General features: G+C 61.4%; 21 protein-coding genes. 4 read left to right on the top strand and 17 right to left on the bottom strand.

From position 1 onward, the window contains the following. Window positions 1-3: 3 nt before the first annotated feature. From ACFX4T_RS01150 to ACFX4T_RS01115, 8 genes are all read right to left on the bottom strand, one after another. Window positions 4-1779 (bottom strand): DEAD/DEAH box helicase, encoded by a 1776-nt coding sequence (locus tag ACFX4T_RS01150; RefSeq protein ID WP_223946366.1) that lies wholly within the window; start codon window positions 1777-1779, stop codon window positions 4-6. 112 nt (window positions 1780-1891) lie between these two features. Beyond that, window positions 1892-2227 carry a DUF3039 domain-containing protein gene (locus ACFX4T_RS01145; protein ID WP_216923938.1) on the bottom strand — a complete coding sequence of 112 codons (336 nt, stop codon included), beginning with the start codon at window positions 2225-2227 and terminating at the stop codon, window positions 1892-1894. An 8-nt stretch (window positions 2228-2235) separates the two neighbouring features. Continuing rightward, the gene (nagB, locus tag ACFX4T_RS01140; protein WP_216923939.1) at window positions 2236-3018 is read right to left on the bottom strand and encodes a glucosamine-6-phosphate deaminase; all 783 of its coding nucleotides are present in this window, start codon (window positions 3016-3018) and stop codon (window positions 2236-2238) included. Between the two features lie 85 nt (window positions 3019-3103). Next, window positions 3104-4675, bottom strand: coding sequence for a transporter (locus ACFX4T_RS01135; RefSeq protein WP_377650516.1), 1572 nt, complete (start codon window positions 4673-4675; stop codon window positions 3104-3106). Beyond that, window positions 4657-5523, bottom strand: coding sequence for an ABC transporter ATP-binding protein (locus tag ACFX4T_RS01130; protein ID WP_377650515.1), 867 nt, complete (start codon window positions 5521-5523; stop codon window positions 4657-4659). Before ACFX4T_RS01130 ends, ACFX4T_RS01135 begins: the two co-directional genes overlap by 19 nt. 41 nt (window positions 5524-5564) lie before the next feature. Next, complete coding sequence (locus ACFX4T_RS01125; protein ID WP_377650514.1) at window positions 5565-6665, bottom strand: NADH:flavin oxidoreductase/NADH oxidase; 1101 nt, start codon at window positions 6663-6665, stop codon at window positions 5565-5567. Next, entirely contained in the window at window positions 6665-7666 is a 1002-nt protein-coding gene (locus tag ACFX4T_RS01120; protein WP_377650513.1) for a co-chaperone YbbN, read from the bottom strand. Before ACFX4T_RS01120 ends, ACFX4T_RS01125 begins: the two co-directional genes overlap by 1 nt. A 32-nt stretch (window positions 7667-7698) precedes the next feature. Beyond that, window positions 7699-9477 (bottom strand): hypothetical protein, encoded by a 1779-nt coding sequence (locus ACFX4T_RS01115; RefSeq protein ID WP_216923943.1) that lies wholly within the window; start codon window positions 9475-9477, stop codon window positions 7699-7701. A gap of 240 nt (window positions 9478-9717) precedes the next feature. On the opposite strand from ACFX4T_RS01115, the gene ACFX4T_RS01110 reads away from it, so the two are divergent. Next, window positions 9718-11010 carry an AI-2E family transporter gene (locus tag ACFX4T_RS01110; RefSeq protein WP_216923944.1) on the top strand — a complete coding sequence of 431 codons (1293 nt, stop codon included), beginning with the start codon at window positions 9718-9720 and terminating at the stop codon, window positions 11008-11010. Between the two features lie 14 nt (window positions 11011-11024). Here ACFX4T_RS01110 and ACFX4T_RS01105 read toward each other — a convergent pair whose 3' ends face one another. Together ACFX4T_RS01105 and ACFX4T_RS01100 are read right to left on the bottom strand one after the other, a co-directional pair. Continuing rightward, window positions 11025-11822, bottom strand: a complete 798-nt coding sequence (locus tag ACFX4T_RS01105; protein WP_377650512.1) for an alpha/beta hydrolase — start codon at window positions 11820-11822, stop codon at window positions 11025-11027. Between the two features lie 33 nt (window positions 11823-11855). Continuing rightward, entirely contained in the window at window positions 11856-12200 is a 345-nt protein-coding gene (locus tag ACFX4T_RS01100) for an ATP/GTP-binding protein (RefSeq protein ID WP_216923946.1), read from the bottom strand. 49 nt (window positions 12201-12249) lie between these two features. Between ACFX4T_RS01100 and nucS the strand changes: the two genes are divergently transcribed. The 3 genes from nucS (at window position 12250) to ACFX4T_RS01085 (ending at window position 14721) form a co-directional block, all read left to right on the top strand. Further along, window positions 12250-12945 carry an endonuclease NucS gene (nucS, locus tag ACFX4T_RS01095; protein ID WP_216923947.1) on the top strand — a complete coding sequence of 232 codons (696 nt, stop codon included), beginning with the start codon at window positions 12250-12252 and terminating at the stop codon, window positions 12943-12945. A gap of 45 nt (window positions 12946-12990) precedes the next feature. Next, entirely contained in the window at window positions 12991-14238 is a 1248-nt protein-coding gene (locus ACFX4T_RS01090) for an N-acetylglucosamine-6-phosphate deacetylase (protein ID WP_216923948.1), read from the top strand. A 279-nt stretch (window positions 14239-14517) separates the two neighbouring features. After that, window positions 14518-14721: a cold-shock protein gene (locus ACFX4T_RS01085; protein WP_018776337.1), complete on the top strand. Its 204-nt coding sequence runs from the start codon at window positions 14518-14520 to the stop codon at window positions 14719-14721. Between the two features lie 176 nt (window positions 14722-14897). Here ACFX4T_RS01085 and ACFX4T_RS01080 read toward each other — a convergent pair whose 3' ends face one another. From ACFX4T_RS01080 to atpA, 7 genes are all read right to left on the bottom strand, one after another. Then, window positions 14898-17411 (bottom strand): phosphatidylglycerol lysyltransferase domain-containing protein, encoded by a 2514-nt coding sequence (locus tag ACFX4T_RS01080; RefSeq protein WP_377650511.1) that lies wholly within the window; start codon window positions 17409-17411, stop codon window positions 14898-14900. Next, window positions 17393-18691 (bottom strand): alpha/beta hydrolase family protein, encoded by a 1299-nt coding sequence (locus ACFX4T_RS01075; RefSeq protein WP_223946373.1) that lies wholly within the window; start codon window positions 18689-18691, stop codon window positions 17393-17395. Before ACFX4T_RS01075 ends, ACFX4T_RS01080 begins: the two co-directional genes overlap by 19 nt. 5 nt (window positions 18692-18696) lie before the next feature. Further along, window positions 18697-19128 carry a DUF2550 domain-containing protein gene (locus ACFX4T_RS01070; RefSeq protein WP_216923951.1) on the bottom strand — a complete coding sequence of 144 codons (432 nt, stop codon included), beginning with the start codon at window positions 19126-19128 and terminating at the stop codon, window positions 18697-18699. A gap of 10 nt (window positions 19129-19138) precedes the next feature. Then, window positions 19139-19423 (bottom strand): F0F1 ATP synthase subunit epsilon, encoded by a 285-nt coding sequence (locus ACFX4T_RS01065; protein WP_216923952.1) that lies wholly within the window; start codon window positions 19421-19423, stop codon window positions 19139-19141. 1 nt (window position 19424) lies between these two features. After that, complete coding sequence (gene atpD, locus ACFX4T_RS01060; RefSeq protein ID WP_144649785.1) at window positions 19425-20876, bottom strand: F0F1 ATP synthase subunit beta; 1452 nt, start codon at window positions 20874-20876, stop codon at window positions 19425-19427. An 83-nt stretch (window positions 20877-20959) separates the two neighbouring features. After that, window positions 20960-21850, bottom strand: coding sequence for a F0F1 ATP synthase subunit gamma (locus ACFX4T_RS01055; protein ID WP_216923953.1), 891 nt, complete (start codon window positions 21848-21850; stop codon window positions 20960-20962). Between the two features lie 76 nt (window positions 21851-21926). Then, complete coding sequence (gene atpA, locus ACFX4T_RS01050) at window positions 21927-23564, bottom strand: F0F1 ATP synthase subunit alpha (protein WP_216924164.1); 1638 nt, start codon at window positions 23562-23564, stop codon at window positions 21927-21929. Window positions 23565-23570 lie beyond the last annotated feature (6 nt).

Here is a 23570-nt window from a genome sequence, read left to right as displayed (position 1 = left end):
TGGCTACTTTCGGCCGATGAACCAATCCTGCAACTTACGCAACCGCGCCTGAAGTTGTTCCTCGTTCGCCTGGGCTACGGCAGGTCCACCGCATAGTTCACGCAGTTTGGTGTGGATCACTCCGTGCGGTGTACCTGTCCGGGCGGACCAGGCGGCTACGTTCTTGGCCAGTTCGTTGCGCAAGTCCATGAGCATGCGGTGATCGGGTACAGCCGGAGAAGCTGCGGCAGCCAAAGGCGACTGGCGCTTTTTGCGGGATTGCTGTTCGTGCTGCCGCTGACGCAGCAACGTCCCTACCTGCTCGGCGTCGAGAAGCCCGGGAATGCCGAGGAAGTCCAACTCCTCATCAGAGCCGATGTCCGCCCCTGTACCGAATTCACCGCCGTCGAAAAGGACGCGGTCAAAAGAAGCCTGCGAATCGAGAGCTTCGAACTTGCCCTTGGTGAGCTCGTCCGAAGCCTTGTCCTCGCGGTTGGCCTCGGCCATGAGGTTCTCTTCAGGGCTGAAAAGTCCGTCCTCATCCTTTTCCGGGCGGTCAAGGGCGTGGTCGCGTTCGGCTTCCATGGTGTTGGCCAGAACCATCAGGGGTGGCACTGACGGCAGGAAGACCGACGCCGTCTCGCCCCTTTTGCGGGCACGCACAAAACGTCCAACGGCCTGGGCAAAGAACAGCGGCGTAGAGGTGGACGTAGCGTAGACGCCCACCGAGAGGCGAGGAACGTCCACGCCTTCGGACACCATTCGGACGGCGACCATCCACCGCTTATCTCCCGCGGAGAATTCCTCGATCTTGCTGGAAGCCTTCGAGTCGTCAGAAAGAATTACCGTGGGCGATTGCCCGGTGATCTTCTTAAGCTGCCCTGCGTAGGCGCGGGCGTCGTCGTGGTCCGTGGCGATAACCAGTCCACCGGCGTCCGGGACCGTCCGGCGAACTTCGCTAAGGCGTTTATCCGCGGCGGCAAGGACAGCCGGGATCCATTCGCCGGTCGGGTTCAACGCCGTACGCCACGCCTGTGACGTGATGTCCTTGGTGACAGCCGCTTCCCCGAGGGAGGCCGCCATTTCGTCACCTGCACTGGTCCTCCAGCGCATCTGGCCCGAGTAGGCCATGAAAAGCACGGGACGCACCACGTGGTCCCGGAGGGCATTGCCGTAGCCATATGTGTAATCCGCCTTGGAGCGTCGGATACCGTCGCGGTCCTCGGCGTACTCCACGAACGGGATGGGGGAAGTATCGGAACGGAACGGCGTACCGGTGAGGGAAAGGCGCCTTGCCGCTGGATCAAAGGCCTCGCGCAAGCCATCTCCCCAAGACAGGGCCTCTCCACCGTGGTGGATTTCGTCCAGGATGACCAGCGTCCGGGCGGCTTCTGTTTTGGCTCGGTGCAGCATCGGCTTGCTCGCCACCTGGGCATATGTCACAGCGACACCAACGAATCCACGGCCATGCTGGCCATCGGAATTCTTGAAGTTGGGGTCAATGGCAACGCCCACCCGGGCAGCGGCGTCGGCCCACTGCCGCTTCAGGTGATCCGTGGGCGCCACGATAGTAATCCTGTTAACAACGCCGCTGTCCAGCAGCGTGGTGGCAATCCGCAAGGCAAAGGTAGTTTTACCGGCGCCAGGCGTAGCCACGGCCAGGAAATCCTTTGGATGCCTGGCCATGTAGAGATCCAGGGCTTCCTGCTGCCAGGCGCGCAGCTTCGGGGCTGTGCCCCATGCGGCGCGTTCAGGGTACGCGGGAGGCAGGGATGGACCACCAAATAGTGTTTCTGTCATGCGGACTCCCCCGGCCTGATGGCAGCGAAAATTAGCCCCGGTTCTCCGGGCACGCGGCAACGGACCGCATTGCGGTCACTACGGGAAGGGGCCTGTGTTCTTTCCCTACCCACTACTTGGAGTTGCCCGGGCCGCTGTCTCCACCGTCATTGCCGGGACGGAGGCCCTCATAGATCTCCTTGCACTCCGGGCAGACCGGGAACTTCTGGGGATCGCGCCCCGGCGTCCAGACTTTTCCGCAGAGGGCAATGACGGGCTCGCCGGTCATGGCCGACTCCATGATCTTTTCCTTGCGGACATAGTGGGCGAACCGCTCGCGGTCGCCGGGCTCCACTTCCTGGCGCGTTTCCTCGCGCTCAATGGTGGATGTGGACGTTCCGGCTCCGGAAAGCTCGCGCATGGGGTCGTTTTCGAATGGATCCGGAGGAAGCGTAGTCATGGCATCCATCCTACCGTCTACAGACCCTGCCACTCCGGCTTGTTGTCATAGGTGTGGCGATAGTAATCGGCCAATTTCAGCGACGACGCTGCGGCTTCGTCCACCAATATTGTGGCGTGAGGATGCATCTGGAGGACGGATGCAGCGCAAATCGCGGCTACCGGGCCCTCGACGAAATCACGCACTGCCTGGGCTTTTTGTGCACCTGTAGCCACCAGGATGACGTGGCGGGCATCCATGATGGTGCCCAACCCCTGGGTGACTACATGGTGCGGGACGTCGTCGATGCTGTTGAAAAAGCGGGCGTTGTCCTTGCGTGTCTGCTCGATCAGGGTTTTGATCCGGGTGCGGGACGCCAGCGATGAGCCGGGTTCATTGAATCCAATGTGGCCGTCCGTGCCCACGCCCAGAATCTGGAGGTCCACGCCGCCGGCATCCTTAATTGCATCCTCGTAGGCCTGGCAGGCTGCTTCCAGATCCTCGGCGGCACCGTCCGGGCCGTGCACGTTCTCAGGCTTGATATTCACCCGGTTGGTAAACTCGCGCCGGATCACCTCGCGGTAGGACTCCGGATGACCGGCCTCAAGACCGACATATTCATCCAAGGCAAATCCATGTGCCTCGCTGAAGTCCACGCTCCCGGCTTCGTAGCGCCGGGCCAATTCGTCGTAGATCGGCAGCGGAGACGAGCCCGTGGCCAAGCCCAGGACCGCGTTCGGCTTGCGGCGCACAAGGGCTTCGATGGCATCTGCCGCCAGTGCGCCAATCTGTTTGGTGCCAGGGAGAATGACAACTTCCATCGTCACTGCCTTTCTTGTGTAAAAACGCGCGGTATTGAGACGAGGTTATCCCATGTCCCATGAGCTTGCCATGGTTGTTACGGGGTTAGCGGTTCACACTGAGCTGGGCGAACATCTCCGGGCCCCGTGCATCCAGCCACTTACCGCCCAGGCGCACTCCGCCAATGAACAGAGCCAGGCCCACAAGTGGGCCCACCCCAAGGTTAATCCAGCCGGGCACGATGCTGCCGGTAAACAGCTGGGCTCCCATCAACGCAAGCTGCGGGAGGAGCAAAAGAACCAGGGCCCCCAGGCCTATCATCTGCACGGCCAGTGTCTGGGCAACATTCCCCGGCGGTTTCTTGAACGGGCTGTCACCGGGCAAAGGCACGGCGATGTTATACCGTGCGGAGATCACCGAGGACAACCCCAAGCCAGTGAACAACGTACCCAGCGACAGGCCGATCAGGTTCGGAGCCCACACCCAGGAACCAGTAAAGAAGAACGGACCTATGGAAAAGAGAAGCACAAGAGGCAGGGAAATGGTCAGGCAGGCGATGGCACGCCCCAAGCGGTCATCCACACCCCTGACACCAGATGCCAGGTGGAGGGCAAAAGCAGTGTTGTCATAGGAAACATCAGCGCAGATGGACCACGCCATGACAAACGCCGTCAGCGGTCCAAGAAGCATAAGCATGCCGTAATCGCCGCTCTGGCTCCCGCTGAAGAAGAAGATCACAGGGAACAGTGGAACCACCACCAACGAGCCCGCGTAACGAGGATCTTTCATCCAATAGATCAAGGCGCGGGCAGCAACCGCGCCAGCCGGGGTTCCGGGCAAGACATCGAACAGACCACGCTTACCGCCCTTCTTGGCCGAACCTCCGGCGTACGGCGGCGTCACCAAAGCATGTTGCAGCAATACGTGCCAGCAAAGCAGCAACCCGGAAACAGTTGCCACAGCAATGAGGAGTTTCAGTCCGGCAGAAACAACGTCTCCAGCCTCAAGGTCACCACCCAGGGACCAGGCCGCGCCAAGAGGGGTCCAAGAGACTGTACGCGCAAGCGCAGGGAGATAATCCGCCGTGCCTCGAACGCCGTCGACGATACCCACGACGATGGGACCCATCAGCATGAGCGGGATGAAAAAGACGAGACTGCTGACGTCCTTGAAACGGCGGGACGACGCCAGGCCGGCAGTCGCCGTCGTCACTACTTTGGACAACACGATGCAGGTCAGGGCCCCCAAAATCGCGCCCAGCAACGCACCCGCCACCGCTGGAAAACTGCGCCACCAGGTGCCCACTGTGGCAAGCGCGGTAAGTCCTGTGGCGAGGCCCGGGATCCCGATGAAACCCGCCAAGGCAAGGCCGGTGAGAAGCTGGCCGGGTGGGATCGCAGACGTGGTGAACCGGGAGGGATCCAGCGTCATGTCTGCTGCGGATGCAAGAAGGGGAACCACTGCCCAGCCAAGCAGGGCCGCGGCACCACCCAACACCACCACGGTATGGGCGATTTCAGCGTCCGCCCAACGCAGGGCAATCAAGGCTCCAATCAACAGGACCAGGATTCCCAGCGCGTACAACAACCCGATGCCCATGCCAATGAGCTGCGCAGGGCTGCGCTTGAAGCCATTGAGGAGCAACCGCCATTTAAGGCTCAGAAGGTGCGCAACCACTCCAGCCCCTCCGTCCGGTGCCCGCCGCCTACCAATTGCACAAAACGTTCCTCCAGCGTGGAACCGTTCCGGACTTCATCCACGGACCCCGCTGCGAGGACGCGTCCTGCTGCCACAACTGCCACATGGCTGCACATGCGCTGCACGAGGTCCATGACGTGGCTGGAGACGATGACCGTACCTCCGGAAGATACATAGCTCTCAAGGATGCCCCTGATATTGGCCGCCGATACAGGGTCCACCGATTCAAAGGGCTCATCCAATACCAGGAGCCGGGGAGCATGGATCAACGCCGAAGCCAGCGCAATCTTCTTGGTCATACCTGCCGAATAGTCAACCACCAAGGATCCGGCATCGACTTCAAGGTCCAAGGCGGCCAATAGTTCGGTTACCCGGGGGCGGACCACGTCCCGGTCCATGCCACGGAGCAGGCCCGCGTAGGTGACCAGCTGTTCCCCTGTCAGCCGGTCAAACAACCGGACACCATCCGGCAAGACGCCCATAAGCTTCTTGGCTTCCAGCGGCCGGGCCCAAACATCCACCCCGTGGACCAACGCCGTGCCAAAGTCCGGCCGCAGCAGCCCAGTGGCCATCGACAACGTGGTGGTCTTGCCCGCACCGTTCGGGCCCACCATTCCATAGAAAGAACCCACCGGAACCTCCAGGCTCACGCCATCGACGGCGATCTTTCCACCGAACCGCTTGGCCAGGCCGCGGATGGAGAGAGCCGATACCGGCAGGTCCGTGTGCGGCTCTGCCGACAGCCCGGGTTCAACCGCAGATTCTAGCGGTGCCGACTGGCCTATGTGGGATGGCTGGGAGAATGGTTCATGGCGCGGTTCCGTCATGGCTCCAGCCTAGCCCCGGCTTCCAGTGGTGCAGGGACGTGCTAGAAGCCGTGGCGGGGTATGGCTCTCTGGTACTGCGGAACCCAGGAAATTTCGTGGCCGAGCTCATAAGCAGCCCTGAGCCACCAGTGCGGATCGCGTAGCGCTGCCCGGGCCATGAAGACCGCATCCGCACGTCCATTCGCCACGATATCTTCGGCCTGGGTGGCACTTGTGAGCAGGCCCACCGCACCGGTGAGTACACCGGCGTCGCGTTTTACCTGCTCGGCGAACCCTGCTTGGTAACCGGGAGCCGGCTTGATTTGTTGATGGGCGACCGCCCCGCCGCTGGAGACGTCCACGAGGTCGACACCGCGTTCGGACGCGGCCTTGGCCAGGCGGACAGAGGCATCAACATCCACTCCCCCTTCAGCCCAATCAGTTGCGGAAATCCGCAACAACAGTGGCATGGAATCCGGAATGCCCCCCCTCACGGCGTCCACGACCGCGAGCATCAACCGGTTCCGCCCATTCTCCGTGCCACCCCACTTGTCTGTACGCGTGTTGATAAGGGGGCTTTGGAACTGGTGAAGCAGATACCCATGTGCGCCGTGGATTTCCACAGTGTCAAAACCTACGGCCACAGCCCGGGCGGCCGCAGCCGCAAAGTCGGCAATGACTCCATGGATGTCTTCTTCGCTCATGGCTTCCGGCGCTGCATAACCGTCGTAGGGCTGTTGGGCAGGACCAAAGGTGACCCAGCCGCCGTCGGATGCTGGAACGGAACCGGTCCGGTCCGAAAACGGCCAGTAAGTCGACGCCTTTCGCCCGGCGTGTGCGAGCTGGGCACCGATTTTGCAGTCGACGGCGCCGTGCTGGTGAACGAAGTGGACAATCCGCTCCCAGCCAGCTGCCTGCTCATCGGAGTACAGTCCAGCGTCCCTGGGGCTGATCCGCCCGGAGGCATTCACGGCAGCAGCTTCACTCAGGATCAATGCAGCACCACCGGCGGCAAAGGATCCGAGGTGCATCAAGTGCCAGTCGTTGGGTACGCCTTCACCCGTTTCCGGGGTGCAACTGTACTGGCACATGGGTGAAACCCACCCACGATGCGCAATGCGGAGCGAACGGAGCTGCAGGGGCGTAAACAGTGCCGAGGGCACTAGAACAGAACCCTCGCAAGTCCTTGACGGGCTTTGGCCACCCGCTCATCCGATGTGCCCACTACCTCGAAAAGTTCAAGCAGGCGTAGACGTGCGGTCTCGCGCTCCGGACCGAAGTTCCGACCGATGAATGCAATGATGCGGTTGAATCCATCCTCGATGTGCCCACCGGAGATGTCGAGGTCGGCTACGCCCAACTGGGCCTGCACATTATCGGGCTCCTGTGCGGCCAATTGGCGGAGGTTTTCAGCTTCGGCAGCTGAGATCGTCTCAAGCCGGGCCATCAGCTCCACCTGCGCCAAGCCTGCCTTGGCGTCGGCGTCGGCGGGCATTTCCAACAGTGCTTGCTTATAGGCCGCCGCCGCTCCGGCGTAGTCTCCAGCCTCGATGGCATCAATCGCGGCCTGGTGGAGCGGAGGCAGCGGTGCTGGTTCGGCCTCGCCCTCCTGCGCAGCGTCACCGATGCTGCCCGTAACGCCATTGGCAGCCGCTACCTTGAGTAGTTCATCAACAAGGCTGCGGATCTGCTCGTCATCGGCAGGACCCTGGAAAAGCGGAACCGGCTGGCCTTTGACGACGGCAACAGCCGTGGGTACTGCCTGGACCTGGAAAGCCTGTGCGAGTTGAGGGAACGCATCAACGTCAGCAGCAGCAAGGACCAAGCGTCCGCCGTAGCTTTCAACGACGCGCTGCACGGCGTCCAGAACAGCGGGAGATTCGGCTGCGTAGCGTGACCAGAGAAGGAAGAGGACAGGAATCTGGGCGGATAGCTGTACCAGATCCTGGAAATTGGTTTCGGTTGCGTCTACACGAAGGGACACACGTCCCGATTCAGCTCCGCCTGGTCCACCGGAGTCCGGCGTACCGGAATCGGCAGCTCCGCTTGCGGGCGGTGCTTGGGGTGGGGCGGGCGGCCGGCGCAACGACGAGAGGTCGACGGCGCCGCGCAGGTTGAGCTGGCTGGCAGCGGCTGGAGTGGGTCGGTATCCGGGCGAACTCATACCGTCCACTCTAGCCGCTGCCAAGGCATGCCCTACTTGAAGCTGGCGCCCACGAGTCCGCGGGTAGCAGCTACGAGCTTCATGGGATCGGCAGAACCTGCCGGCGGAATGTACACCGCCACCGATTCGGCGAAGTTCAGGACCATACCGGTGGTTGTCTCCTTGCCGCCGGCGAAAACAGCGGAGTCGTCCTCAAGAATGAGTTTGTCCCCTGCCGCTTTCGGCGTTCCTTCAAAAGCGAAGTCCAAGCGACCCACTACAAGGGCGCCTCCATCTGCCGTGCGCAGAACAACAGTCTGGTTGTTCACCGGTGTATGGGAGAACTTGAAGTTGGCACTGGTTCCGTTCTTCACGGTGTCCGCCTGGTAAGCAAGGGCACCGGCGATGTAGGGCGAGGACTGACCGTCAGCCAACTTGCTCCTGTTGGGCGAATCGGGGGTAGTCAGCATCTCCCCGAGGATTCCGAGGGCTTCGTTACCGCTGTATGCCAGGCCGGTCTTGTCATCGGCGGCGGCGGGGGCGGTTCCATCGCGGGGAACGGGGAACGACGGGAAGTTGGTGCCCGGTTGCAGCGGAGCGCTGCCCCAGAGCTTGTAGTTTTCCCGCGGTGAGAGCTGCACCAGTGTCAGGACCTGGGGCACGACGTTGCCATCGCCCTGGGTCAGGGCAAAGACCGTACGCGGCCAGTCGCGCTTGGTACTGATCACGCTGCTCTGGAGCTTGGTGGCACGAACCGGCATGCGGGGCTCGTAGGCGGAAACCGTCGAACGGATCTTGTAGTTCTGGGTGCGGACCTGAAGTTCCATTTTGTCCACGCGCGGTGCAAGCTTGGCAGCGTCCTTGGCGGCGTCGGCTGCGTCAACAGTGCTGGCAACCTGCTCAAGGATTCGCTGCAGCTGCGATTCGAGCATCACAGGTGCTGCCTTGCCTTCCGCGGAGGCGGAAGAAGAAGAGCTGGAAGTGTCCGTCGCTCCGGGTGTGGACGTGGCCTGGGCTGCTACCGCCGTACCACCCACGAGGGCGGCAGCGAGCGCTGCAGCCACAGCACTAATGCGCAGGCTCGGACCTTCTGCACCGGCACCCCGGCGGCCCTCGGTCTTACCTGGCGGCGTCTGGACCGGAAGCGTGGTGGTTTCCCCACCACCATGCGGTCCGCCGAAGCCGTCTCCGTTGCGGTGCCCGTCGCCCTTGCGGCGGTTGTTGATGGCCTTGGTTATGAACGGCAGGGCCGCTCCGGCAAGAATGATGATGATGCCGAGCACGATGAGCGGAACGGCCCACGGCGTGGTTGCGTTGTTAGGGAAGGTCATGGAGATCGACGACGGCGCAGGCTTGGTTCCGTCGCTGGCGACCAGGAGTGACCACTCGCCTCCTGCAGGCGGGTTCCAGGTGTAGTCCAGGTCTCCGCTGGCGTCTTCCGTGTTAACCCAGAGGTCCGAGCCAACGGGAGAAGGGGCTGTTGCCTCGCCATCCGTGGAGGCTACTTCCAAGGACTTCTGGTCCTGGGAGACACCAGTCAGGGTGTTGTGGGCCGTTTTGCCCACCCAGGCGTCGACGTCGTCCGGGCGGCCCGTAGCGACGATGAAGTTGCCTTCACCCTGGATCTTGATCTTCACCGGCCCGTCATGGAGGGCGATCAACTTTTGGTCGATCACGGTCAGCGGGGCAGCTTTTGTGTCACTGGGAACCGAGGCCGTCACGGTCTCGGCGGGGGCCCAGAAGGTTAGCTGGCCAATGCCGGCCAGCATCGTCAGCAGGCCCAGCAGCACCAGCAAGGCTGCAGTCTTCAAACGCACAGGATCACCTATCATCAGCGGTCGTTGAACTTCAAGGGTAACCGTTTTGTTATCAAAGAGTCAGATCGGCCCATCCCGCCAAGGACGCCTGGTTCCCTGCAATGGCGCCGCTAAGGCCGGATTCCGGGCTCCTGATAGTGTGGCGATGATCATGATATCCGGGCGACCAACGCCTGTAATCGCAGCGTCACCACCGCATTTAGCTAATAACGTAGACAATAAGTACAAACAACGTAGAAAAGGCAGCAGAACCGCGTGAAAGACCACTTGGAGCCCCGTCCCATCGATGAGTCAGGGTCAACTGTGGTGGACGCCCCTGCGGATGGGACCTCCGCTACTGTTCCGGTCCGCACCGGACGCCTGGCCGCAATAGCCCGCAAGCTGAGGCAACCCATCCCGGGTGCCCGCACCCGGGTCCGGTTCGAGATGCCTCCCGAAGACGAGGCCGTTGCCGTTGCGGAAGGCATCAAGGCCGACGAGGACAACGATTTCGGTGCCCCTGGTCCCCGCATGTCATCCCAGCACCCGTTGTATGTGGGCTTCATGGGCACTGCCGGGGTCGGCGTGGCCCTGCTGGTCTTTTATATCGCAAGCAATACCACCCAGCTGATCCTTTGGATCGTTGCCGCGCTCTTCATCGCCCTCGGGCTGGATCCGGTAGTCCGATGGCTTGAGACCCGAAAGGTCCCGCGCCCTGGCGGCATCCTGATATCTGTCTCTGTCCTGGTCCTTGCGGTTGCCGGGTTCTTTGCAACGTTGATTCCCACCATCGTGGAACAGGTTTCCGAGATCGTCCGGCAGGCGCCGGATTGGATACGGGGCTTCCTCGACTCGGATTTCTTCCGCACCGTGGACAGCCAGTTCGGCATTCGCGACCGCATTACTACCGAACTGGATAAGTTCGTCAAGGATCCCGAAGCCATGGGTGGCATCTTCGGCGGCGTGGTGGGCTTCGGTTCCACTGTGGCCAACGGATTGTTCGGCACGCTGATTGTCCTGGTGCTTAGCCTGTACTTCCTGGCCGCCCTGCCGTCCATGAAGAAATGGGCCTACCGCCTGGCGCCGAGGTCGCGCCGCCCCCGCGTCGAGGCACTTTCGGAAGCGATTACCGACTCAGTAGGCAACTACGTGATCGGCCAGGCCTGCGTCGCCCTGTTGAACGCATTCTTTGCCTTCATCGTCATGAGCATCCTGGGCATTCCCTTCAGCGTCCTGCTTGCCTTCGTCGTGGCGCTCTTGGCCTTCATCCCGCTGGTGGGCGGCCTGATCGCCGCAGTCGTCGTTATCCTCGTGGCCCTCACAGCCGGCTGGCAAACGGCCGTTATCTATGCGATCGCCTACTTTGCCTACCTGCAGTTCGAGGCCTATTTCATCTCTCCGCGCATCATGCAGCGGGCAGTGGCCGTTCCGGGCGCAGTGGCCGTGATCTCAGTGATCGCCGGGGGAAGCCTGCTGGGTGTCCTGGGTGCATTGATTGCCATTCCGACAGCGGCGGCCATCATGCTGCTGATCAAGGAAGTCTTCATCATGCGCCAAGACAGGCACTGACTTTCCCTGTCTACTCATGACGCGTTGGCGACCGGGCCCGCCCACTCACGTGGCAGACCGTCCACGCCGGCACCTGCCGGAGTGACGTCGTCGACGATTTCGTCCAGGACACGCGCTGCGTACTTCTCCCCCACCCACAGGTGCTTGGCACCGTCGACGCCCACCAGCCGGGCCTGCGGTATCAGGCTGAAGCGTTGGGCTGCCTCCGCGGGCCGAAGGTAATCGTCGTGTTCCGGAACCAACACGGTCAGCGGCTTGCCGGAGGCTGCCCACTCCTTGAGGTGCACGTCCGTTGCCCGGTGGAGTGGAGGAGACAGGAGGACCGCGCCCTCGATCTGCGAGGCCACAGGTTCAACTGCGCCGTACATCAGTGCCAGTTCCGTCCCGAACGACCAACCCACCAACCACCGGTTCGGCAGGCCGCGCTCAACGGCGAAACGGACAGCTGCTTCGACGTCGTAGCGTTCACCGATGCCCTCTTCAAACTGGCCCTGGCTGGTGCCGCGCGGCGAGTGTGTACCGCGGGTATTGAACCTCAGGACCGCCACACCTGCCAACGCCGGCAGCCTATAGGAAGCCTTGCGGTAGACATGGGAGTCCATGAAGCCGCCATGGGTCGGCAGCGGATGGAGGGTGATCAACGTTGCGGTGATCACCCCGGACTCCGGCACTGCGAGCTCGCCCAGCAGGAGTTTTCCGTCGTCGGTGGTGAATTCCACATTCTCCCGACGCGCGGGAAGGACGGTGGAGGCCCTGATCGCGGAGGGAGCATCCTGCGCAGTGAAAACGAACGAGGCGGGGTCGAAAGTCATGCCTCCAAGCCTAAGGGAACCAGCGGGACCTGGTCAGCGATACCTGTAGGTTCGAGTCGTCCAGCAGTTGGTGTGCCAGTGCCTGCGCTCAGCCAGTCCGGCGGCTTCGCCAAAAAGGTGATTGTCCGACCACACCACCAGATGTGCGATACCAGGGAGGATAGCAGTCGAGCAGCCCGGGCAGATGTACTGCTTCTCCGCCTTCCGCGCCGTCATGGTACGGACCATCCAGTCGCCATCAGGGGCGCTTTCCCTGCGCGCAATCCCCGCCCTTGCCCGTTCCAGATCCAGTTCCGGGGCCTCGTCCGCCCACTTGCCGGCAGCTTTGTTCGAACGTGTGCTGGCGGCGTTGCGACGAGGGCGGTTGGAACGGGGCATGATTCCATTCTGCCCCAGCGACCGGCCGCCACCGGGTAAGGTAAGGCGGGTGCGACTCGTCATAGCCCGTTGTTCTGTTGATTATGTTGGCCGCCTCAAGGCCCACCTCCCACTCGCCACCAGGCTCCTGTTGGTCAAGGCCGACGGCTCGGTGCTGGTGCACTCCGACGGCGGCTCTTACAAGCCGCTGAACTGGATGAGCCCACCGGCCACGCTGCGCGTAACTTCCCCCGAGGAAACCGAAGTGGAAGAGGGCGTGGTTGAGCAGTGGACCGTGCAGTCGGCCAAGACCGATGACCGGCTCATCATCAACATCTACGAGCAATTGCATGACACTTCACATGACCTGGGTGTTGATCCTGGACTGATCAAGGACGGCGTGGAAGCTGACTTGCAACGCCTCCTGGCAGAACAGATCGAGACGCTCGGAACCGGATACTCACTCATCCGGCGGGAATACTTCACCGCCATCGGCCCCGTAGACATCCTTGCCCGGGACGCAACCGGCGCCACGGTGGCGATTGAGCTGAAGCGGCGCGGCGACATCGACGGCGTCGAGCAGCTGACCCGGTATCTGGAGCTGCTGAACCGGGATCCCCTACTGGCGCCGGTCCGTGGGATTTTTGCAGCCCAGCAGATCAAGCCTCAAGCCAAAGTCCTGGCCAACGACCGCGGAATCGACTGCATAACGCTGGACTATGACGCCATGCGCGGTGTGGACGACAGCGAATCCCGACTCTTCTGATTCTTCCCTACAGGGCGTGTGCGGCAGGCCACTAGAATCAGAGTCATGACTGCCGCAGACCAATTCGTCCATTCCTCCGCGCCCAGCCACCAAATTCTCACGGGAACGCTCGTAAGTGACGGCGTGGTGGTGGAAGACGGCCTCGTGGCCATCGACGGCGACCGCATCGCCTATGCAGGCCCGGCGGATGGCTTTGACGCGGACGAGTTTGAAGGCTTCGGGCACGCTATACGCATCGGTGCACCCAGCGGCCACTTCATCTTCCCTGGCTTGGTAGACGTCCACTGCCACGGCGGGAATGGTGGTGACTTTCCAGGCGGGGAGGAGGCCTCGGCCCGTAAGGCAGTGGATTTCCTGCACCGCTCCGGCACCACAACTTTCCTCGCAAGCATGGTTACGGCGCCGCGGGAGGACCTCCTTCGCGGGATTGAACTCTATGTGAAGCTCGTCGACGAAGGTCTTGTGGCCGGCATCCATTTGGAGGGACCTTTCCTCTCCCATGCACGATGCGGCGCCCAGAACCCGGACTACCTGCTGGAGCCGGACCTGGACCTCATGAACGAACTCGTGGGCGCTGCCGCCGGCAAACTTGCCACTATGACGTATGCCCCGGAATTGCCAGGGGCCGCTGCACTGGTGGACTTAATGACCTTCCACGGCGTGACGCCGTCTCTGGGTCACACCGATTGCGACGACGCCACCGCCGCAGCGTCGTTGGCTGCGGCCCGCGAGGGACTGGAATCGGCAGGGTTCGACGGCGTCAGCTCGCTACCGACAGTGACGCACCTTTTCAACGGGATGCCACCAATGCACCACCGCGCGCCAGGCCCCGTTGCCGCCTGCTTGCGGGCCGCCCAGGCGGGAAAAGCCGTGGTGGAACTCATCGCCGACGACACCCACCTAGACCCCAGTATCGTCGCTACCGTATTTCAGTTGGTGGGCGCCGGCAACATTCTCCTGGTGACTGATTCAATGGCCGCTGCGGGGCTTTCGGACGGAAACTACATGCTCGGACCGTCACCGGTGACCGTCAGCAATGGCGTGGCAACCCTGGATGCCACTGGCTCCATCGCAGGGGGCACCGCCACGCTCCTGGAAGTGGTCCGCAAGACCGTGGACGCTGGCGTCGCCCTTCCGGACGCCATCTGCTCAGCGACTGCAGTACCTGCTGCCATTCTTGGGCTCTCTGACGAGGTGGGTGGATTGCGTCGCGGCCTTCGCGCTGACGTTGTTACTACCGATCAGGAACTCGGCCTTACTGCCGTCATGCGCAACGGACAGTGGCTGGCTTAGGACAATCAGACCACGGTGAATTGGGGTTGTCCGCGTTACCTTCTTTTTACCGAAAATTTTCCCGAATTGCCTTAAAGACCGTTGACCTCCGGCACGGCACATGAAAGTGTTGTAGCAGTCTTTGTGTAGGTGGTTTTCATGCTCGCAAGACGAGTTGCGAGCGTGAAGCTCCTGCGAAACCGGACAGGCCAAGCCTGGACGGAATCCGGATCTTCTCGCGGAGTAACAAGGGCCGGTACGAGGTGTATCGGACTGCTGTTCCATAATGAGGAGAAATACATGGCACTGGGAACCGTCAAGTGGTTCAACGCTGAAAAGGGCTTCGGCTTCATCACCCCGGATGACTCGGATGGGGATGTTTTCGTTCACTACTCTGAGATCCAGACCGGTGGTTTCAAGACCCTCGATGAGAACCAGCGCGTTCAGTTCGAGATCGGTCAGGGCGCCAAGGGCCCGCAGGCAACCGGCGTTACGGTCGTCTAGTCTTACTTGTTGATTTTGTTTGTTGCAGTTTCAACAAACGCGTTGGTCCCGGCTTTCCAGTCGGGACCAACGTGTTTAACAGTCAGAATGTCCGGTGAAATGTCTGATATTTCGACAACTCTTGTTACAAACCACGAAGAAATGCTAAACGGCTTCGAAGAATAGGCGTCGTCAATTCAAGCAACCAGCGTTCGCAGTAGTCTGGCGGATTGTCGCACAGACAATCCCGGAAGGTATGCGCGGCTCAGCGCCCGGCCTATTGCGGGCAGGTGCAACGGCTCTTGGTAATACATGTACAAAGTTCGGTAGTCGGGTTGGAAACGTGACTTAAAGGAAGCCAGGGATCGGAAACCGTAGACAGGTTCCAGGGCCTGGCCAACCAGGTCCAACATGCCTGCAAGTCCCTCGGCCCGCTGATCAATCTCGTCCTTCTCCCGTGCCAAGGGCGAACCGGAGAGCGAGATAACCTCCACCGATTCCCTGAGATGGAGGATGGCGGCGGCAATCAGGAATTCCATCACTCCCGGGAAGGCATCGCCGCGGCGACGCATAAAGTCCAAGGTCCAGCTGACAACAGTGCCGTTCCGGTAGACAGGAAGCCAGCTGGTGACTCCATAAACGAACCCGTCTGTATCAGTGGCCACGCAGCACAACACATCAGGGTCCTCAAGCTCATCCAGGCCGCCCAACGTGAATCCCATTTCAGGTACGCGTTTTTGTGCAGCCCACTCTTCGGACACCTCGCCCACTTGTGCGCGCAGAGCATGGGGCAGTGCGTCATACCGGCCCCATGTGGCCGTGATCCCCATCTTTGCCGCCCGGTTGAGGGATGTCCTGACGTTCTGCCACTCCTTGCCGCGGAACTCCAAACCCCTGATCCTCAGCCGGGTTTCCTGCGCGACTGCAACCCTTCGAAAACCGCGGGCCTGAAGCATGGGCCACAACTCATCTGTACACGAGTAGAGGCAAGGTATCAGGGCATGCTGGGAGCAGAAATCAAGGAATCCTGCAGCAGTCTCTACATGGTGCTCCCCGGCTCCTAGAGGACCGGCCAGTGTCAGGGCCACATGTCCATGCTGCTGGTACGCCACTCCTCCCGTACCGTCAGGATTGAACCAATATTTGTTCGGCTCCCAGAGCGCCATCCACGACAACGAATCGCCACCGGCTTTCGCCAGATCGCGTGCGCGGTCCCGCCCTTGATGGTCCAGGCCAGCGGCATGATGGCCCCGGATGAGGAGTATCCAGACTCCAATCAACGCCACAAGCCAGAAGACCGTCCCGGAGTAGGAGAACAGGAAGACTTCCAAAGCGTCACGCTCGGCAAAGACCTTGCGGTACACGCTGGGCAACGGAACCGGCAGGTACTGCCGGGCGAGCTCTGCACCCAAACCCAGCAGGCCGCCGTCGCGCGTCATGCCGCCCGAAGCCAGCCACACGGCAGTGTATGCAAGCGCAAGGGTCGCGCCCGTGAGGCCAACCAGCCAAAAGACACGCCGCCGCAACCGGGCAGAGGATTCCACCCGGAAGTGCCCACGATAGGCGAACAAGAGGACCGCCAGGGTCAGTGGAACCAGGACCAAGGGGATCAGATGCACAACTGCAGGGTTCAGCATCGCGGCTTGACGTCCCGGGGGCATAGGAATACCCGCGAAAAGGCTCAAGTAGACAGTCGAAAGGGCTACGACAACCAACTGGACACCGATCGCTATCCCCAGTGCCAGGCGCCGCCCACGTCGCATGCCGTCAGCACAAATCAGCAACAACACGACGGGCACAACAGCAAGTGCCAGGCCAAAGGGGCCCGTGTAGCCCTGACGGCTAAGCTCGAGGCAAGCCACGTCAATGGTCCCGCCGCAATTACTTTCCAGTTGACTCAGAGTGGGAAGCGGGTTCAGGATGACATCCCGCAGCAGGGCGAGAGGTCCCGAAGGGCTCTTGGCTGCAGCGGTCAGTATGGGGCCGGCAGCGAAAATGGCCATGGTGAGGGCCAGCAGGTTCCGGACTTCACGGCCCGTGGAGCGGTGCAGGTGAAGGTGTCCTTGGCTGCTCTGGGTCCACCACGCAGCCCCCAGGCCCAACAAAGCTCCCACAAGCCCCATGACGGTCTCGGCGTGTCCGATGTACAACACCAGCAGCAGGGAAAGGGAAAGGACCACGGTCCTCAATCGTCGTTGCCAAAGCGTTGGCAGCATTGCACTGGCTGCAAGGGCTGTGGCAACCAAAGCACCGTACGGCCCTATCAGCCGGGTATCCACCATCCTGGAGATCCAACCATCATCCATGTACCGCGCCACCTGGGTGACCAGCAGGAATGCCGCAACGCATGCAAACTGGCTGCCGAGGAAGACTCCGGCCGTCCGGAAGAAGCCGAATCGCCGCTCTGCAAGCCCCAGCAGGAACAGGATCATGAGCGCTGCGGTGACAAACGCCAGCAGGTTGGTAGTGAAGAACAATGACGTCCAGATAGACCACCACTCCCCCGACCGCAGCCCCGCCAAGGTCACGCCCGCCACAGGCAGCAATGATTCTGCCGGACCGCCAACGATGCTTCCAGACACGACGGACACCGCCACGAACAACGCAAGCACGAGCGTGGTGAAGGGAGTAGCACGGAGATGTTTGGCCGTTTGCCTCAAGACGGGCTGCACGACGCCTTTCAGGGCGAGGCTCACTGGACTATTCCCCATCGGGCAGACAAGAAATCCAGAGCATCAGGCATACCCCGGACCACAGCATCCCACGAGTGGCCAGCGTGCTGGATGGAGTGTGCTTGGATGGTGAAACCCGCCGCTTTTCCAGCGTCAGCAAGAACGTGCATGTAGTCCGTAAACTCTGTGTCCGTGGCGCCTGCCGCCAAGTACAGGCCGCTGCCTGCGTAATCCCGTTGTTGCATCAAAAACAAGGGGGTCCTTGACTCGAAAGCGGCCACGTCGCCGTCGAACGAGTCTGCGATGGTCTTATTCCGGTCCTTCGCAAGCGATGGCTCCCGCTCAGCGGAAAAGCCCACTATCGAAGTGAACAATTCGGGATGCATTGTCCCCATCTGAACCGCACACGTGCCGCCGAACGAGAAGCCACCCACTGCCCACAGCCGGTGATCATTCGATACTTCCAAGGTGGAGCTGATCCAAGCAGGTACGTCCTGGGAGAGGTAGGTGTCAGCATGCGCGATGCGGCTGTCCATGCATAGGGTGTTGGCGCTTCCCGAACCATTTGGGTCCACCACGACCGCTACGGGGGCGATGCCACCGTGTGCTTCAGCAAATCTGTCCAGTTGCGCACGGAGCTGCCCCCCGGTTAGCCAATCGGCCGGACCACCGGGTTGGCCTGAAAAGAGCACCAGCACCGGCAAGCTTGGCCGTGCTGCGGTTTGATAGGCCGGAGGCAGGTAGATGTAGGCTTCCCGTGCTGTGAAGCCCGATGCGTTTCCCGGGATTTGAGCCTTCCGAAGGATACCGCCCCGCGGCATTGACCCGGGAGCTTTCCAATCCGACAGCGCAGGTCCCGGTTTACTGCCCGGAGCGCGTTGAAGGCTGCCCTCCAAGGGCTGGATACGGGCGACGGCCGTACCAAGAAGGTCCGCCACCGTGTTGTTCAGTCCGAAGTACACATTGACTTGGACGACGCTCATGAGAACTACGCCCAGCATCGCTGCCAGGCCGCCGGCACGACTTTTCCAGGTAGAGCGGGGAAAACGCGTGGCAAACAGCAGAGCGGCCGCGACAGCCGGGACCGACCACGCCAGGGTCTCAAAGGGAAGATTTTCCGAGAAGACGGCCATCAGATCAACCAGGACCCAGTGGGCCAACGCCACAACGGCAACACCACCCGCCACGCAGGCTGCGACGGTCAGTGGCCAGGAACGCTGACGTCTCCACAGGAGGTACGCGGCTCCCGCCACACCGCCGATAATGCTCAACCACAGGAATGGTCCATCAACAAGGCTGATGTCCAGAAGAAAATCCATGGGGCCTAACGCCAGGTTCCGACGCCGATAACAGGTCCGGCCTCGAGCCAGGAGGAAAGACCGGCGTAGGCATCAAAGTTCATGGCAAGCATGAACTTCTTACCTTCATATTGGAGTTCAACCACGACGACGCCAGGCTGCACCTTGACGAGCTCATCCTCAGTAGGTTGACGCCGGCCAAGCAGTTCCAACGAACTGCGTTTGTATCTATGTTTTGGGATCACGCTCAGGGACATCAAGCGGAACCACTCAAGTTCATTGTCCTGATAACGACAAACCCCCATCTGCCAGCTGTTTCCAGCCGTACAAATGGAGGCGTCAACCGTGCCCAGGGCGCGCCGCAGATTGAAGCGGCGCACCCCAAGAAGGCACAGTGAAAAAATCAGCAACGCAAACGCCGTTGCCAGGGCGATGAACGGAATAAGGGAATCGTCCATCAAGGTCGTGCTATCGGATCCCCGCTGTAGCCGCTTCGCCCAGTTGGGCGTTGTCAGCAACAATGACCACACGATCGTTGTCGACGGAGAAGAATCCGCCGTCAACTACTACCGCAATACGGTCACCGGAAACCGGCTGGATTGCCAGCTCACCCTCAGCCAGGATGGCCAGGAGGGGCGAGTGGCCCGGCAGGATTCCGATTTCACCATCGCTGGTGCGGGCCTTCACCATCTTGGCCGCGCCGGACCACACAAAGTGGTCCGCTGCGACAATCTCAACCTCGAGCTCAGCCATACTACTTGGTCTGTTCCTGGATCTTGGCCCAGTTACGCTCGACGTCATCCAGGCCACCGACGTTGAAGAACGCCTGCTCTGCGATGTGGTCCAGCTCGCCGTCGCAGATAGCGGTGAAGCCTTCCACGGTGTCCTTGATGGACACGGTGGAGCCTTCAACGCCGGTGAACTGCTTGGCGGTGTAGGTGTTCTGGGACAGGAACTGCTGGATACGGCGTGCACGCGACACGACGATCTTGTCTTCTTCAGACAGTTCGTCAACGCCGAGGATGGCGATGATGTCCTGGAGTTCCTTGTTCTTCTGCAGGATCTGCTTCACACGGACAGCCGTGTTGTAGTGGTCCTTGCCGATGTACTGGGGGTCCAGGATGCGGGAGGTCGAGGTCAGCGGGTCAACGGCCGGGTACAGACCACGGGAGGCGATTTCACGGGAAAGTTCCGTGGTCGCGTCGAGGTGTGCGAAGGTCGTTGCCGGAGCCGGGTCGGTGTAGTCGTCAGCAGGCACGTAAATGGCCTGCATCGACGTGATGGAGTGGCCCTTGGTCGAGGTGATGCGCTCCTGGAGGAGACCCATCTCGTCAGCAAGGTTCGGCTGGTAACCCACTGCGGACGGCATACGGCCGAGCAGCGTGGAAACTTCCGAACCTGCCTGCGTGAAGCGGAAGATGTTGTCAATGAAGAGCAACACGTCCTGGTTCTGAACATCGCGGAAGTACTCCGCCATGGTCAGCGCAGACAGGGCAACACGCAGACGCGTTCCCGGCGGCTCATCCATCTGGCCGAAGACAAGGGCGGTGTCCTTGAGAACTCCGGCCTCTTCCATTTCAACCCAGAGGTCGTTACCTTCACGGGTACGCTCGCCAACACCGGCGAATACGGAGGTACCACCGAAGTTGCGGGCAACACGGGTGATCATTTCCTGGATCAGAACGGTCTTGCCAACGCCGGCGCCGCCGAACAGGCCGATCTTTCCACCCTTGATGTACGGGGTGAGGAGGTCGATGACCTTGATGCCGGTCTCGAGCATCTCCGTGGAGCCCTCGAGGGAAGCGAAGGCCGGAGCCTTGCGGTGGATCGGCCAGTAGGCGTCAGCCTTGATCTCAGACTCTTCGACGTCCAGCGGCTTGCCGAGGACGTTGAAGATGTGGCCCTTCACGCCGTCGCCGACGGGCACGGAGATCGGAGCGCCGGAATCCTGCACGGTGGTACCGCGGACCAGGCCGTCGGTAGCCTGCAGGGAGATGGCGCGAACGAGGTTGTCGCCCAGGTGCTGGGAGGTCTCGAACGTGATGGTCTTGGTCTGGCCATTGAGAGTGATCTCAGTGGTCAGAGCGTTGTAAATCGAGGGGATTGCGTCAGCCGGGAATTCGACGTCGACAACCGGACCAATAACACGGGCAATGCGGCCGGTGGCACCGGCCGTTGCTACGTGTTCGGTAGCAGTGGCAGTCATCTCTCTCACTTCACTCAGTAGATGGCGTGGGGTTAAGTTTATCTATTTGGTGCAGGTGCGGCTTCGAGCCGAATCCGTACCGGCTAGGACGCGAGGGCGTCGGCGCCGGCCACGATCTCGGAAAGCTCCTGCGTAATCTCGGCCTGACGGGCCGTGTTGCGAAGGCGCGTGTACTTCTTGATCAGTTCCGTAGCGTTGTCACCGGCCGACTTCATGGCACGCTGGCGGGCTGCGAGCTCGGAAGCTGCGGCCTGCAGCATGGCTGCAAAGATGCGGGATTCGATGTAACGCGGAAGCAGGGCATCAAGGACCTGCTCCGTTTCCGGTTCGAACTCGTACAACGGCAGCAGATCGGACTCCGAGGCGGCTTCTTCTTCGACGACTTCCAGAGGAAGCAATCGGATAACCGTCGGCTCCTGCGTCACCATGGACTTGAAGCGGGTGTAGACGACGTGGATTTCGTCCACGCCACCTTCTTCAAAATCAGTGGCGAAGTCTTCGAGGAGTGCAGCTCCGACTTCCTGTGCGGTTTCGAATTCCGGTGCATCCGTGCCGCCAGTCCAATTGCGGGCGTACTCACGGTTGCGGAAATCGAAGTACGCCTGCGCCTTGCGGCCCACCAGGTACGCCTTGACTTCCTTGCCTTCTGCGTGAAGAAGCTCGGTGAGACCTTCAGCCTGCTTCAGCACACTCGCGGAGTAGGATCCTGCAAGGCCACGGTCTGAAGTGATAATCAGGACTGCGGCACGGCGGATCTGCTCCGGCTCAGTGGTCAGCGGGTGGTCGATTTCGCTCTGACTTGCGACAGCAGAAACGGCACGGGTAATCGCGTTCGCGTAAGGCAGTGAAGCTGCTACGCGGGCGCGGGCCTTACCGATGCGCGAGGTAGCGATCAGTTCCATCGCCTTGAAGATCTTGCGCATCGACGTCGTCGAGCTGATCTTCTGACGGTAGACCCGAATCTGGGCTCCCATACTTATCCTTTCCTAAGTTCCCGACGTACTGCCCTGCCGGGGCCCTTGAGGACCCCGGCAGAACAGGTCATCGAAACTAGCGCTTCTGCTTGACGATCTTTTCCTGGTCGACGTCGCCGCCGGAAATCGCTTCGTGCTCTTCGTGGCCGGCGCCAACCAGACGGTCGTCGCCTTCACCGAAGAAGCCCTTCTTGAAGGACACGATTGCTTCCTTCAATGCTGCGGCGGTGTCGTCATCCAGGACGTTGGTCTGAGCCAGCGTGGTCAGGATGGAGGACTTGTGCTTCAGGTGCTCCAGGAACTCGGACTCGAAGCGGCTGATGTCTTCAACCGGGACGTCGTCCAGGTAGCCGTTGGTGCCGGCCCAGATGGAAACAACCTGGTCCTCAACCGGGAACGGTGAGTACTGGCCCTGCTTGAGCAGTTCCATCAGGCGTGCGCCACGGGTCAGCTGCTGGCGGGAAGCCGCATCCAGGTCAGAGGCGAACATGGCGAATGCCTGCATGTCGCGGTACTGCGCCAGGTCCAGCTTCAAGGTACCGGAGACCTTCTTCATGGACTTGACCTGGGCAGCGCCACCAACGCGGGAGACGGACACACCAACGTCAACAGCAGGGCGCTGGTTGGCGTTGAAGAGGTCCGACTGGAGGAAGATCTGACCATCCGTGATGGAGATCACGTTGGTTGGGATGTAGGCGGAAACGTCGTTTGCCTTGGTTTCGACGATCGGAAGACCGGTCATCGAGCCTGCGCCGAGCTCGTCGGAGAGCTTTGCGCAACGCTCCAGCAAGCGGGAGTGCAAGTAGAAGACGTCACCGGGGTAAGCTTCGCGTCCCGGCGGACGACGCAGCAGCAGCGACACGGCGCGGTAGGCTTCAGCCTGCTTGGACAGGTCATCGAAGATCACCAGAACGTGCTTGCCACCGTACATCCAGTGCTGGCCGATGGCCGAGCCTGCGTACGGTGCCAGGTACTTGAAGCCGGCGGGGTCCGAGGCCGGGGAGGCCACGATGGTGGTGTACTCCAGCGCGCCGTGGTCCTCAAGGGTCTGGCGTACTGCGGCAATGGTGGAAGCCTTCTGGCCAACACCAACGTAGACGCAACGAACCTGCTTGGTGACATCGCCCGAAGCCCAGTTGGCCTTCTGGTTGATGATGGTGTCCACAGCGATTGCGGTCTTGCCGGTCTGGCGGTCACCAATGATCAGCTGACGCTGGCCGCGGCCGATCGGAATCATGGCGTCAATAGCCTTGAGGCCGGTCTGCATCGGCTCGTGAACCGACTTGCGCTCGGTGACGCCCGGAGCCTGGAGTTCCAGTGCACGGGTGGTCTCGGCCTTGATCTCGCCGAGGTCGTCGATCGGCTGGCCCAGCGGGTCGACAACGCGACCGAGGAAGGCATCGCCAACCGGAACGGACAGGATTTCACCGGTGCGGTGAACTTCCTGGCCTTCTTCGATACCGGTGAAGTCACCGAGGATAATGACACCGATCTCGCGGACGTCAAGGTTCTGGGCGAGGCCCAGCGTGCCATCTTCGAAGCGAAGCAGCTCGTTCGCCATGACCGAGGGAAGACCCTCAACACGGGCGATGCCGTCACTTGCGGTGGTCACACGACCAACCTCTACGCGCTCTGCGTTTCCGGGTTCGTAGGACGCCGCGAACTCGTTCAACGCATTACGGACGTCGTCGGCGTTGATGGTCAATTCGGCCATCTGCAG

The organism is Paenarthrobacter sp. YIM B13468, from assembly GCF_042788025.1.
GTDB lineage: Bacteria > Actinomycetota > Actinomycetes > Actinomycetales > Micrococcaceae > Arthrobacter > Arthrobacter aromaticivorans.
The sequence above is the reverse complement of the archived record's forward strand: the minus strand, read 5'-3'. Positions and strand labels throughout refer to the sequence as shown.